Below are 12,619 nucleotides of genomic sequence, written 5' to 3' on the forward strand. Positions count from 1 at the left end.
CATGATCGGGGCCGCGATGGGCAGAAGGGTTGTTGACTGAAACTATTCAGCGCCATAGGTGTCTGAATATCTATCCTCAGCAGGGAGGCAGGGGCGATGTCAGGACCGCGACCCGTGCGCGCGCCGCGCGGCAGCGAGCTGAGTGCCCGGGGGTGGCAGCAGGAAGCCGCTCTGCGCATGCTGCACAACAACCTCGACCCCGAGGTCGCCGAGCACCCCGACGAACTGGTCGTCTACGGCGGCACCGGCAAGGCCGCCCGCGACTGGGCCTCCTTCGACGCCCTCACCCGCACCCTGCGCACGCTGCGCGGCGACGAGACGCTGCTGGTCCAGTCCGGCCGCCCGGTGGGCGTGCTCACCACCCACGAGTGGGCGCCCCGGGTGCTGCTGGCCAACTCCAACCTGGTGGGCGACTGGGCCAACTGGGAGGAGTTCCGCCGCCTGGAGCAACTGGGCCTGACCATGTACGGGCAGATGACCGCGGGCTCCTGGATCTACATCGGCACCCAGGGCATCCTCCAGGGCACCTACGAGACCTTCGCCGCCGTCGCCGCCAAGCGGTTCGGCGGCACCCTGGCCGGCACCATCACCCTCACCGCAGGCCTGGGCGGCATGGGCGGCGCCCAGCCGCTGGCCGTCACCATGAACGACGGCGTCGTCATCTGCGTGGACTGCGACCCGCGCGCCATCGCCCGGCGCATCGAACACGGCTACCTGGACGTCCGCGCCGACTCCCTGGAGGACGCGGTGCGGCGCGCGGAGGAGGCCCGCGACGCGCGCCGCCCGCTGTCCATCGGAGTGCTGGGCAACGCGGCGCAGGCCGTACCCCGGCTGCTGGAGCTGGGCGCCCCCATCGACATCGTCACCGACCAGACCAGCGCCCACGACCCGCTGGCCTATCTGCCGGTGGACACCGCCTTCGAGGACATGGCGGACGAGGCGCGTCGCGACCCGGCCGGCTTCACCCGGCGGGCCCGGGAGTCGATGGCCCGCCACGTCGCCGCGATGGTCGGCTTCCAGGACGCGGGCGCGGAGGTCTTCGACTACGGGAACTCGATCCGGGGCGAGGCGCAGCTGGCCGGGTACGAACGGGCGTTCGCCTTCCCCGGCTTCGTCCCCGCCTACATCCGGCCGCTGTTCTGCGAGGGCAAGGGGCCCTTCCGCTGGGCGGCCCTGAGCGGGGACCCGCGCGACATCGCCGCCACCGACCGGGCCGTCCTGGACCTCTTCCCCGAGAACGAGTCGCTGGCCCGCTGGATCAAGCTGGCCGGCAAACGCGTCCGCTTCCAGGGCCTGCCCGCGCGGATCTGCTGGCTCGGCTACGGCGAACGCGACCGGGCGGGCGAACGCTTCAACGACATGGTCGCCTCCGGTGAACTCGCCGCCCCGGTCGTCATCGGCCGCGACCACCTGGACTGCGGCTCCGTCGCCTCCCCCTACCGCGAGACCGAGGCCATGCGGGACGGCTCCGACGCCATCGCCGACTGGCCGCTGCTCAACGCCATGGTCAACGTCGCCTCCGGCGCCTCCTGGGTCTCCCTGCACCACGGCGGCGGCGTCGGCATGGGCCGTTCCCTGCACGCCGGGCAGGTCACCGTCGCGGACGGCACCCGGCTGGCCGGCGAGAAGATCCAGCGGGTGCTGACCAACGACCCGGGCATGGGCGTCATCCGGCACGTCGACGCCGGCTACGACAGCGCCGAGACCGTCGCCGCCGAGCGGGGCGTCCGCGTCCCCATGTGTGAGGGGGAGGCGTGATGGCGGACGGCTTCCCCGCCATGTGGCGGGACCTGGCGCCCCTCGGGCGCGACTCCGGCACCGGCGGCTACCGGCGGTACGCCTGGGGCGGCGCCGACGGCGACTGCCGCGACTGGTTCCGCGATCAGGCCCAGGTACGCGGGCTGCGCTACGAGGTGGACCGCAACGGCAACCAGTGGGCCTGGCGCGGCGACCCCGCAGCGGGGGACGCCGTGGTCACCGGCTCCCACCTGGACTCGGTGCCCGACGGCGGCGCCTTCGACGGGCCGCTCGGGGTGGTGTCCGCGTTCGCCGCAGTGGACCGGGTGCCGGCCGGCGGACGGCCGCTGGGCATCGTCAACTTCACCGACGAGGAGGGCGCCAGGTTCGGCGTCGCCTGCGTCGGCTCCCGGCTGGCCACCGGCACCCTCACCCCGGAACGCGCCCACACCCTGCGCGACGCCCACGGCATCACCCTGCCGCAGGCCATGGAACGCGCCGGGCAGGACCCGGAAGCCATCGGCGCCGACCCCGAACGGCTCGCCCGCATCGGCGCGTTCGTCGAACTGCACATCGAACAGGGCCGGGCCCTGGACCACACCCCGCACCCCGTCGGAGTCGCCTCCGCGATCTGGCCGCACGGCCGCTGGCGGTTCGACTTCCACGGCGCCGCCAACCACGCGGGCACCACCCGCCTCGAAGACCGCCGCGACCCGATGCTGACCTACGCCACCACCGTGCTCGGCGCCCGCAAGAAGGCGCGGCTGGCCGGAGCGCTCGCCACCTTCGGCAAGGTCGCCGTCGAACCCAACGGCGTCAACGCCATCCCCTCCCTGGTACGCGGCTGGCTGGACGCCCGCGCCGCCGACCGGCCCACGCTGGACGCCATGGTCGCCGAGATCGAGCGGGCCGCCGCCGAACGCGGCGACCGCGACGGGGTCGGCGTCACCGTCACCGAGGAATCCCGCACCGGCCTCGTCGAGTTCGACACCGCGCTGCGCGACCGGCTGGCCGCCCTGCTCACCGAGCGGCTCGGCGGCGCGCCGCTGCTGCCGACCGGCGCCGGGCACGACGCCGGGATCCTGTCCGCCACCGTGCCCACGGCCATGCTCTACGTGCGCAACCCCACCGGCATCTCCCACGCACCCACCGAGCACGCCACCGAGGACGACTGCGAGGCCGGCGTCACCGCCCTCGCCGAGGTACTGGAGGAACTGGTGTGTCGCTGAGCGCACAGACCTACTGGGCCGCCCATGCCTGGCTCAACGGCACGGTCGAGGCCGGCACGGTCATCTCCACCGGCACCGACGGCCGGATCACGGCCGTGCGCACCGGCGTGCCCGAGCCGCCCGTCGGCGCCGTCCCGCTCGGCGGTCTCACCGTCCCCGGACTGGCCAACGCCCACAGCCACTTCTTCCACCGCGCGCTGCGCGGCACCACCCAGATCGGCGGCGGCACCTTCTGGACCTGGCGCGAGGCCATGTACTTGGTCGCCTCCCAGCTCACCCCCGAATCCGCCCACGAACTCGCCCGCGCCGTCTACGCCGAGATGGCGCTGGCCGGCATCACCTGCGTCGGTGAGTTCCACTACGTGCACCACGCCCCCGGCGGCACCCCGTACCAGAACCCCAACGCCATGGGCGAGGCCCTGATCGCCGCCGCCGGCGAGGCCGGCATCCGCCTCACCCTCCTCGACACCTGCTATCTCACCTCCGGATTCGGCACCCCGCCCACGCCGCAGCAGCGCCGCTTCAGCGACGGCACCGCCGACGCCTGGGCGACCCGCGCCGCGGCCCTGACCGACACCGGCCACGCCCGGATCGGCGCCGCCATCCACTCGGTACGCGCCGTCCCGGCCACCGCCCTCGCCACCGTCGCCGACTGGGCGCGCGAACGCGGCGCCCCCCTGCACCTCCATCTGTCCGAGCAGCCCGCCGAGAACGACGCCTGCCACCGCGCCCACGCCCGCACCCCCACCCGGCTGCTCGCCGACCACGGCATCCTGGGCCCCGGCACCACCGCCGTGCACGCCACGCACCTCACCGACGACGACATCACCCTGCTCGGCGCCACCGGCACCGGCGTGTGCGTGTGCCCCACCACCGAACGCGACCTCGCCGACGGCATCGGCCCCGCCGCCGCCCTCGAACGCGCCGGCAGCCCCCTGAGCCTGGGCAGCGACAGCCACGCCGTCATCGACCTTCTCGAAGAGGCTCGCGCCCTGGAACTCAACGAACGGCTGCGCACCCGCGCCCGCGGCCACTGGACCGCCGCCCAACTGCTGCGCACCGCCTCCGAGGAGGGCCACGCGGCGCTCGGCTGGCCCGACGCCGGCCGCCTGGAACCCGGCTCGCTCGCCGACTTCACCACCGTGGCGCTGGACACCGTCCGTACGGCGGGCCCCGCCCCCGGACTCGCCACCGAGGCGGTGATGTACGCCGCCACCGCCGCCGACGTCCGGCACACCGTGGTCGGCGGCCGGCACATCGTGCGCGACGGCGTGCACCAGACCGTCCACGACACGGCCGGCACCCTGGCCCGCACCATCCGCGCCCTGAACCACCCCCGCTGAGGACGACGACGATGGCCAGCACGGCAATCACCCACATCGGCACGCTCATCACCAACAACCCCTCCCTGGGCCACGGCCCGCTCGGACAACTCCACGACGCGGCCCTCGTCATCGACGGCGACCGCATCGCCTGGATCGGTACGACCAGTGAAACACCCGCCACTGACAGTCACCACGACGCGGCCGGCCGGGCCGTCATCCCGGGCTTCGTCGACTCCCACTCACACCTGCTGTTCGCCGGCGACCGCACCGAGGAATTCACCGCCCGCATGTCCGGCCGTCCCTACACCGCCGGCGGCATCCGCTCCACCGTCACCGCCACCCGCCGCGCGAGCGACCAGCAGCTCGACGCCAACCTGGCCGCCCACCTCACCGAGATGCGGCGCCAGGGCACCACCACCGTGGAGACCAAGTCGGGCTACGGCCTCACCACCGACGACGAGGCCCGCGCCCTGCGCGTCGCCCGTGCCCACACCCCCGAGACCACCTATCTCGGCGCGCACATCACCGCACCCGAGTACGCCGAGGACCCGGACGCCTACGTCGCCCTCGTCACCGGCCCGATGCTCGACGCCTGCGCCCCGTACGCCCGCTGGATCGATGTCTTCTGCGAGCGCGGCGCGTTCGGCGCGGACGCCGCCCGCACCATCCTGGCCGCCGGCCGCGCCAGGGGCCTGGCCCCCCGGGTGCACGCCAACCAGCTCGGTCCGGGCCCCGGCGTCCAACTCGCCGTCGAGGCCGGCGCCGTCTCGGCCGACCACTGCACCCACCTCACCGACGCGGACGTCACCGCGCTCGCCGACGGCGACACCGTCGCGACCCTGCTCCCCGGCTGCGAGTTCTCCACCCGCGCCCCGTACCCCGACGCCCGCCGGCTGCTCACCGCGGGCGTCACCGTCGCGCTGGCCACCGACTGCAACCCGGGCTCCTCCTACACCTCCTCCATGCCCTTCTGCGTCGCCGTGGCCGTCCGCGAGATGGGCATGACCCCCGAGGAGGCCCTGTGGTCCGCCACGGCCGGCGGCGCCGCAGCCCTGGCCCGCGACGACATCGGCCACCTCACCCCGGGCGCCCGCGCCGATCTCGCCCTGCTCGCCGCGCCCTCCCCGGTGCATCTCGCGTACCGCCCCGGCGTCCCGCTGATCGAGGCGGTCTGGCAGAACGGCGCCCGCGTCCCGTAAGGCCCCGGCAGGGCCTGTCGTCAAAGTAGCGCCGTCCGCCCGAAGGGCGGGCCCCGCGGTGTCTGGTGCGGTGCATCGCAAGGCGGAGGGTCGCCCTCATAGCGGGTTATTCGGGCGATGCGACAACGCAGCGAGGTGCCATGCCTGGGGGCACCTCCCGGCCGAAGGCTGGGGGAGCGCCGTGGGGCAGGCGGGACTTTGACGACAGGCCCTAGGGCGACTTCCCCATGGCCGCCGCCACAACCCCCGTGCCAGGGTGGGCCGGTGACCGACAGCCTCAGTACGCCCGCCCCCGCGCGGGACCCCTCGGCGGACGGCCGGCCCGCCCCGCCCGGCCGCGGCTTCCCCCGCCTGTGGGCCGCCTCCACCGCCTCCAACCTGGGCGACGGCATCACCATGATCGCCTTCCCCTGGCTGGCCACCACCCTCACCGGTGACGCCTTCGCGATCGCCGCCATGGGCATCGCCCTGCGGCTGCCGTGGCTGCTGTTCTCGCTGCCCGCCGGAGTGCTCGCCGACCGCCTCGACCGGCGGTGGGTCATGGTCACCATGAACGCCGCCCGCGCGCTCGTCATCTGCGTGCTGGCGGTGCTCGTCGCCCTCGACGCCCACTCGCTGCCGGTGCTCTACGCGTGCGCGCTCGCCCTGGGTTTCGCCGAGGTGATGGTCGACAACACCGCGCAGGTCATCCTGCCCGCCGTCGTCGGCAGGGACGGACTGGAAACGGCCAACGGCCGGCTGATGAGCACCCAGATCGTCACCGACGACTTCGTGGGCCGCCCGCTCGGCGGCCTGCTGCTCGGCGTCTCCCTCGCCCTCCCCTTCGCCTTCGGCGCGGGGGCCGCCGCCCTCGCCGCCGTCCTCCTGCTCACCCTGCGCGGTACGTACCGGGCCGCCGCACCCGCCGGCGGCCCGCCCGGCAGCGCCCCCCGCCGCGCGATGCGCGCCGAGATCGCCGAGGGCGTGCGCTGGTTGTGGGCGCACCCCCTGCTGCGCCCCCTCGCGCTCTCCCTCGCCCTGATGAACATGACCAGCGCCGCCGTCATGGCGATCTACGTCCTGTACGCCCGTGAGGTGCTGAGTGTCGGCGCGCTCGGGTTCGCGCTGCTCACCGCCGTCACCGGGGCCGGTGGCCTGCTGGGCGGACTGCTGGCGTACCGGGTCAGCAGGGCGATGGGGCGGGCCCGTTCACTGATGCTGCTGCTGATGATCGAGGTGGTGGCCTACGGCGTGGGGGCGCTGTCCTCCAGCGCCTACCTGGTGGGCGCGGCCGTGTCGGTCACCGGCTTCGGTGCGGTGCTGTGGAACGTGATCACCGTCTCGCTGCGGCAGAGCCTCATCCCCGATCACCTGCTGGGCCGGGTCAACAGCGTGTACCGGCTGCTGGGCTGGGGGGCGATGCCGCTGGGGATGGCGCTCAGCGGCGGGCTGGTCAGTGTGGTGGAGCACCAGATCGGGCGGGAGGCGGGGCTGCGGACGCCGTTCGTGCTGGCCGTCGCCGTCATCCTCGGCGTCATGGTCTACGTACGGCGGCACTTCACGTCCCGCACGCTGCCGGGCTAGATCTTCTCGGCGGCGGCCGCCCACTTCACCGCGCGGGCGTGCTCCTCGCGCGACAGGGCCTCGCCCGCCGCGATGACCCGCGGGCGCAGCTCGGGGGCCGTCGTCCTGGCGCGGAAGAGGAACGCCACCGTCACCTCGTGGTCGGGCCGGTGCAGCACCCGTACGGGATCGCCGGCCCGTACCGTGCCGGGCCGCAGGACCCGGAAGTACGCGCCGGGCGCCGCGTCCTGGGTGAAGCGCTTGACCCAGCCGCGCTCGCCCAGCCATTCGGCGAACGTGCGGCACGGGATGCGCGGCGCGGTGGCTTCCAGGACGACCTCGTCGCCGATCTGCCACCGCTCCCCGATGAGGGTGCCGTTGACGTCGACGCCGAGCGTCGTGAGGTTCTCGCCGAAGACCCCGGGCGCCAGCTCGCGCCCCAGTACGGTCTCCCAGCGGTCCAGGTCCTCGCGGGCGAAGGCGTACACCGCCTGGTCGGCCCCGCCGTGGTTGCGCGGGTCGCTCACCGTGTCGCCGGCCAGCCCGCTGCCGCCCTCGCCGCCCGGGTCGGGGGAGGCCACCGTGACGGGCCCGGCCACAGGGCGTTTGTCGATGCCGGTGAACCCGCCCGCCGTGTCGGTGTACGAAACGACGCGGGCCCGGCCGATGTTGACGGACAGCAGCTCCATGGCTGCCACCCTACGGCCCGGCCGGGCCCATGTGTCCGGTGCGCCGCCGAGGAGTTCCCGCCCCGGACGGCGGTCGCGCGGTCAGTCCTCGACCATCAGACCTTGTCGCAGCTTGCGCAGCGTTCTCGCGAGCAGCCGCGAGACGTGCATCTGGGAGATGCCCAGCTCTTCCCCGATCTCCGACTGCGTCATGTTGGCCACGAACCGCAGGGAGAGGATCTTGCGGTCGCGCGGCGACAGTTCGGCGATGAGCGGCTTGAGGGACTCGACGTACTCGATGCCCTCCAGGCCGTGGTCCTCGTAGCCGATCCGGTCGGCCAGCGCGCCCTCCGCGTCGTCCTCCTCGGGCTGCGCGTCCAGCGAACTGGCGGTGTACGCGTTGGAGGCGGCCATGCCCTCCACGATCTCGTCGTGGCTGAGGTTGAGCCGCTCGGCGAGCTCGGCCACGGTCGGGGAGCGGTCCAGCTGCTGCGCGAGTTCGTCGCCGGCCTTGGCCAGGTCCAGGCGCAGTTCCTGGAGTCGTCGCGGCACCCGTACCGACCAGGAGGTGTCGCGGAAGAAACGCTTGATCTCACCGATGATCGTGGGCATCGCGAAGGTGGGGAATTCCACCCCGCGATCGGCCTCGAATCGGTCGATCGCCTTGATAAGTCCAATGGTGCCGACCTGGACGATGTCCTCCATCGGCTCACTGCGGGAGCGGAATCGCGAGGCGGCGAACTTCACCAGCGCCAGATTCAGCTCAACCAGGGTGTTGCGGACATACGCGTACTCGTGGGTGCCCTCTTCGAGATTCCGCAGCCTGACGAACAGGCTCTTGGACAGCGCACGCGCGTCCATCGGGGCGATCTCGTCGAATCGCTGGTCCTCGGGGATCTCGGGCAGCAGCTCGTGAATGCTCTCGGGCGCCGACGGGGCGGCGGCCCCGGAGATCTCGTGCATCGTGGGCTGCTCGGTCACGCTCTGCGGTTCTTCTGTCCGGGGGGCGGGTGACATGTGTGTCCTCCGTAGTCTCTCGGCATATGGCTGCCGAAGCCATGACGTGCACTGCGAAGTGCGGCGCCTCCAAAGCCGGCGTGGTCTGCTGTTGCCTTACTAGCCCTACCCGTCTTCCGCCGGGAATAGCAAGTCTGCTATGTCTGAATTGATTGCTATGTCTGTCCTGTTCGGGTGTTGAGCCACGGCGCAACGGGCTAAGGTTCGGTGCTAGCCAGGAAGCCCATTCCAATTGAAGGGGGCTGCATGGACCGCGCGATGCCGGGCAGCGGAAACCGGCGCCAGTTGACGGTCGATGTGCGGCGTATCGACGCCGGAGCGGTTGTCTCGCCAGCCGGGGAACTCGATCACCATTCCGCCGGAATGTTGCGTGAGTCACTCGACGATTGCGTCGCCGGCGGATGTTCCCGAATCGTTATCGACTGCTCGGGGCTGGAGTTCTGCGACTCCACCGGACTCAATGTGCTCCTGTCCACCCGCGTGGACGCCGAGGCCGCCGGTGGCGGAGTCCACCTCGCCGCGATGCGGCCCATGGTGGCCCGGGTCTTCGAGATCACCGGCGCGGGTGCGGTCTTCTCCGTGCACCCGAGCCTGGACGACGCTCTCGCGGCGCTCCCCGGCAGCTGATCCTTCCCCTGTTTGCGCAGGTCGGCCCCGCTGTACGGGAGGGGGTCGGCCGGGTCACACTATTCCCCGGATCGGGCGGGTGTTCTCCTCGCTCTTCCGGGCAGGAGCCCAGGCACGCCGGACCGGGATGGAGCCGGCGGCCGGCCGGGGAACCGGCCGGCAGGTCAGGGCGACCTATCAGAGCGATAGGTCGGTGCGGCTCAGGTGCGGCGGCACGTGGTGATACGGCGAGGGAGGCGTGCAGTGAGTACGACCCATCCGTATCCGGCGGGAGAGCACGGTGGGGACGACGCGGCGTTGGAGGCCGCCGGCCCCGGAGGCGCGGTTCGGCCCGACGGGGCCGAGGCGGTGCGTCAGATCCGCCGGCTGCGCCTGGTCGGTGCCTCCGGCGCGGTCTCGCGCTCCCGTGAGTTCGCCCGCGCCGCCCTGCACGACTGGGGATGGCTGCCGGCCGCCACCGACGAGGCCAGGGCCGCCGCCGAGGATGCCCTGCTGGTCGTCTCCGAGCTGGTGACCAACGCCTGCCTGCACGCGAACGGCCCCGACGAGCTGCGCCTGGGCTGCGGCCCCAAAGTGCTGCGCGTGGAGGTCTCCGACCGCGGCAGCGGACTGCCCGCCCCCGACCTCGCCCGCCGCGCCGGGCGCCCCGGCGGCCACGGCATGTTCATCGTGCAGCGCCTGTGCCTGGACTGGGGCGTGGCCCGTGAGGCCGGCCCGCAGGACGGCTCCGGCGCCCCCCGTAAAACGGTCTGGGCCGAACTGGCGGCACCCACTGCCCCATGAGTGCCCCCGGGGCACGACCTGCCGTCTCCCACCGGGACGAGCGGCCCGGGCCGTCTACCATCGGCCCCATGACCCGAGTTTTGCTCGCCGAGGACGACGCATCCATCTCAGAGCCGCTGGCCCGCGCCCTGCGCCGCGAGGGCTACGAGGTGGAGGTGCGCGAGGACGGCCCCGGCGCGCTGCGTGCCGGGCTGCGCGGCGACGTGGACCTGGTCGTGCTCGACCTCGGCCTGCCGGGCATGGACGGCCTGGAGGTGTGCCGGCGGCTGCGTACCGAGGGCCTGGGCCTGCCGGTCCTGGTGCTGACCGCCCGCGCGGACGAGGTGGACACCGTCGTCGGTCTGGACGCCGGTGCCGATGACTACGTCACCAAGCCCTTCCGGCTGGCCGAGCTGCTGGCCCGGGTCCGGGCCCTGCTGCGGCGCGGCACCACCGAGCCCGCCGTCGCCCCCGCCGTGCACGGCATCCGCATCGACGTGGAGTCGCACCGGGCCTGGATGGGCGAGAACGAGCTGCATCTGACCGCCAAGGAGTTCGATCTGCTGCGGGTCCTGGTACGGGACGCCGGGCGGGTGGTCACCCGCGAGCAACTCATGCGCGAGGTGTGGGACACCACCTGGTGGTCCTCGACCAAGACGCTCGACATGCACATCTCCTGGCTGCGCAAGAAGCTCGGCGACGACGCCGCCAACCCGCGCTACATCGCCACCGTACGGGGCGTCGGCTTCCGCTTCGAGAAGAGCTGATCACCGCCCCGTGCGCCGCCGTCTGATCAATTCCACCCTCGCCGTCGTCCTGGTCGTCATCGCGGTCTTCGGCGTCTCGCTGTTCTTCGTCGAGGCCCGCTCCATCGAGTCCACCGCCCGCGACCGGCTCCAGTCGGAGGCGGCCCGGCTGGTCGCGGTCGTGGAGAGCAGGATCGCGGCGGGCGAGCAGGTCACCGCCGCGAAGATGGCGTCCTTCGTGCCGGAGGACCGCCATGTGCTCATCGAGCAGCCGGAGCACCCGCCGATCTCGCTGGGTGTCCCGGCCGGCGCGAACGCCCTGACCGCCACCGAGCGCGGGGTGAACGGCGAGACCGTCACCGTCCAGCAGCCGCGCAGCGTCGTCGACGACGAGATCACCCGCATTCTGATGATCATCCTGGTGGTGTCGCTGGGGGCGGTCGCCGCCGCCGCGCTGCTCGCCGTACGGCAGGCCGCCCGGGTCTCCGCCCCGCTGACCGACCTCGCCGAGACCGCCGAGCGCCTGGGCTCGGGCGATCCGCGCCCGCGCCACCGCCGCTACGGGGTCGCCGAGCTGGACCGGGTGGCGGATGTGCTGGACGGCAGCGCCGAGCGCATCGCCCGGATGCTCACCGCCGAGCGCCGGCTGGCCGCCGACGCCTCCCACCAGCTGCGCACGCCGCTGACCGCGCTGTCCATGCGCCTGGAGGAGATCATCGCCACCGCCGACGACCGCGACACGGTGCAGGAGGAGGCGGCGATCGCGCTCACCCAGGTGGAGCGGCTCACGGATGTGGTGCAGCGGCTGCTGACGAACTCGCGCGACGCCCGTTCCAGCTCGGCGGTCGGCTTCGACATCGACGAGGTCGTCCTCCAGCAGCTGGAGGAGTGGAAGCCCGCCTACCGGAGCACGGGACGGGCCCTGGTGCACTCGGGCAAGGCGGGGCTGCGCGCGGTGGGCACCCCCGGGGCGGTGGCGCAGGTGCTGGCCACCCTGATCGAGAACTCACTCATGCACGGCGCGGGCACGGTGGCGCTGCGCACCCGCACCACCGGCAACCAGGTGGTCGTCGAGGTCACGGACGAGGGCCGCGGGGTGCCGGTGGAGCTGGGCGCGCGGGTCTTCGAGCGCACGGTGTCCGGCCGCAACTCCACCGGGCTGGGGCTCGCGGTGGCCCGTGACCTCGCGGAGGCGGACGGCGGGCGTCTGGAGCTGCTCCAGCAGCGTCCCCCGGTGTTCGCGCTGTTCCTGAGCCGGGAGGCCGATCAGACGGCGTCGGCGGGGGAGTGAGCGGGGCGGCCGTCGCGGGGCGCGCGCTCCGTGAAGACCCAGGTGCGGTAGGACCAGAAGCGGAACGCGGACGCGATGCCCAGCCCGATCACGTTCTTGGCGAGGTTGTCCGCGAGCACCGAGGTGAAACCGAGGCCGTAGTGCGAGATGGCGAGCGCCGCGTTCTCCAGCAGCAGGCCGGCGCACGAGAACAGCACGAACAGCCCGGCCTCGCGGCGCTGCCTGCCCTTGTCGCGGTCACGGTAGGTCCAGTGCCGGTTGCCGAAGTAGTTCGCCGTGATGGCGGCGCAGGTGGCCAGCAGCCCGGACAGCAGTGGTTCGACCCCCAGCGCCTGGGCGCAGAGGTTGAAGACCACGACGTTGACGAGGAAGCCGAAGGCGCCGACCGTGCCGAACTTCGCCGCCTCGCGGGCGAGCGGGGGAGGCAGCGGGAGCCTGCGGCGCATCGGACCCCTTCCGTGTCACGTCGGCGTCAC

12 protein-coding genes are annotated in these 12,619 nt (G+C 73.0%); 9 read left to right on the forward strand and 3 right to left on the reverse strand.

The genetic code is table 11. The features are described from left to right. Positions 1-96 precede the first annotated feature (96 nt). From hutU to H7827_RS19245, 5 genes are all read left to right on the forward strand, one after another. The gene (gene hutU / locus H7827_RS19225) at positions 97-1,758 is read left to right on the forward strand and encodes a urocanate hydratase (RefSeq protein WP_432746695.1); all 1,662 of its coding nucleotides are present in this window, start codon (positions 97-99) and stop codon (positions 1,756-1,758) included. Positions 1,759-1,778: 20 nt separating this feature from the next. Continuing rightward, on the forward strand, positions 1,779-2,966 hold the full coding sequence (locus tag H7827_RS19230) for an allantoate amidohydrolase (protein ID WP_432748005.1): 1,188 nt from the start codon (positions 1,779-1,781) through the stop codon (positions 2,964-2,966). Further along, entirely contained in the window at positions 2,957-4,309 is a 1,353-nt protein-coding gene (locus H7827_RS19235) for a formimidoylglutamate deiminase (protein ID WP_432746696.1), read from the forward strand. Before H7827_RS19230 ends, H7827_RS19235 begins: the two co-directional genes overlap by 10 nt. A gap of 11 nt (positions 4,310-4,320) precedes the next feature. Continuing rightward, positions 4,321-5,490: an imidazolonepropionase gene (gene hutI / locus H7827_RS19240; protein WP_432746697.1), complete on the forward strand. Its 1,170-nt coding sequence runs from the start codon at positions 4,321-4,323 to the stop codon at positions 5,488-5,490. Between the two features lie 264 nt (positions 5,491-5,754). Beyond that, positions 5,755-7,053, forward strand: coding sequence for an MFS transporter (locus H7827_RS19245; protein ID WP_432746698.1), 1,299 nt, complete (start codon positions 5,755-5,757; stop codon positions 7,051-7,053). Here H7827_RS19245 and H7827_RS19250 read toward each other — a convergent pair. Together H7827_RS19250 and H7827_RS19255 are read right to left on the reverse strand one after the other, a co-directional pair. Next, the gene (locus H7827_RS19250) at positions 7,050-7,721 is read right to left on the reverse strand and encodes an MOSC domain-containing protein (RefSeq protein WP_432746699.1); all 672 of its coding nucleotides are present in this window, start codon (positions 7,719-7,721) and stop codon (positions 7,050-7,052) included. The two genes, H7827_RS19245 and H7827_RS19250, sit on opposite strands and share 4 nt — an antisense overlap. A gap of 81 nt (positions 7,722-7,802) precedes the next feature. After that, positions 7,803-8,663 (reverse strand): RNA polymerase sigma factor SigF, encoded by an 861-nt coding sequence (locus tag H7827_RS19255; protein WP_386536709.1) that lies wholly within the window; start codon positions 8,661-8,663, stop codon positions 7,803-7,805. Between the two features lie 300 nt (positions 8,664-8,963). On the opposite strand from H7827_RS19255, the gene H7827_RS19260 reads away from it, so the two are divergent. The 4 genes from H7827_RS19260 (at position 8,964) to H7827_RS19275 (ending at position 12,143) form a co-directional block, all read left to right on the forward strand. Next, positions 8,964-9,344 (forward strand): STAS domain-containing protein, encoded by a 381-nt coding sequence (locus tag H7827_RS19260; RefSeq protein ID WP_386536618.1) that lies wholly within the window; start codon positions 8,964-8,966, stop codon positions 9,342-9,344. A 243-nt stretch (positions 9,345-9,587) separates the two neighbouring features. Beyond that, positions 9,588-10,127 (forward strand): ATP-binding protein, encoded by a 540-nt coding sequence (locus H7827_RS19265; protein WP_432746700.1) that lies wholly within the window; start codon positions 9,588-9,590, stop codon positions 10,125-10,127. Between the two features lie 68 nt (positions 10,128-10,195). Next, positions 10,196-10,873, forward strand: coding sequence for a response regulator transcription factor (locus H7827_RS19270; protein WP_030735694.1), 678 nt, complete (start codon positions 10,196-10,198; stop codon positions 10,871-10,873). Positions 10,874-10,883: 10 nt separating this feature from the next. Beyond that, positions 10,884-12,143 carry an ATP-binding protein gene (locus H7827_RS19275; protein WP_386536613.1) on the forward strand — a complete coding sequence of 420 codons (1,260 nt, stop codon included), beginning with the start codon at positions 10,884-10,886 and terminating at the stop codon, positions 12,141-12,143. On the opposite strand, the gene H7827_RS19280 is transcribed toward H7827_RS19275, so the two are convergent. Then, positions 12,119-12,589: a GtrA family protein gene (locus tag H7827_RS19280; protein WP_386536610.1), complete on the reverse strand. Its 471-nt coding sequence runs from the start codon at positions 12,587-12,589 to the stop codon at positions 12,119-12,121. The genes H7827_RS19275 and H7827_RS19280 overlap by 25 nt on opposite strands. Between the last annotated feature and the right edge of the window lie 30 nt (positions 12,590-12,619).

The organism is Streptomyces sp. JH002, from assembly GCF_050916115.1.
Taxonomy (GTDB): domain Bacteria; phylum Actinomycetota; class Actinomycetes; order Streptomycetales; family Streptomycetaceae; genus Streptomyces; species Streptomyces xiamenensis.

Bases quoted from the DNA above. Each gene is read 5' to 3' on its own strand.
- H7827_RS19230 (WP_432748005.1), top strand. From the start codon at position 1,779: ATGTGGCGGGACCTGGCGCCCCTCGGGCGCGACTCCGGCACCGGCGGC.
- H7827_RS19270 (WP_030735694.1), top strand. From the start codon at position 10,196: ATGACCCGAGTTTTGCTCGCCGAGGACGACGCATCCATCTCAGAGCCG.
- H7827_RS19250 (WP_432746699.1), bottom strand. From the start codon at position 7,721: ATGGAGCTGCTGTCCGTCAACATCGGCCGGGCCCGCGTCGTTTCGTAC.
- hutI (WP_432746697.1), top strand. From the start codon at position 4,321: ATGGCCAGCACGGCAATCACCCACATCGGCACGCTCATCACCAACAAC.
- hutU (WP_432746695.1), top strand. From the start codon at position 97: ATGTCAGGACCGCGACCCGTGCGCGCGCCGCGCGGCAGCGAGCTGAGT.
- H7827_RS19280 (WP_386536610.1), bottom strand. From the start codon at position 12,589: ATGCGCCGCAGGCTCCCGCTGCCTCCCCCGCTCGCCCGCGAGGCGGCG.
- H7827_RS19260 (WP_386536618.1), top strand. From the start codon at position 8,964: ATGGACCGCGCGATGCCGGGCAGCGGAAACCGGCGCCAGTTGACGGTC.
- H7827_RS19255 (WP_386536709.1), bottom strand. From the start codon at position 8,663: ATGCACGAGATCTCCGGGGCCGCCGCCCCGTCGGCGCCCGAGAGCATT.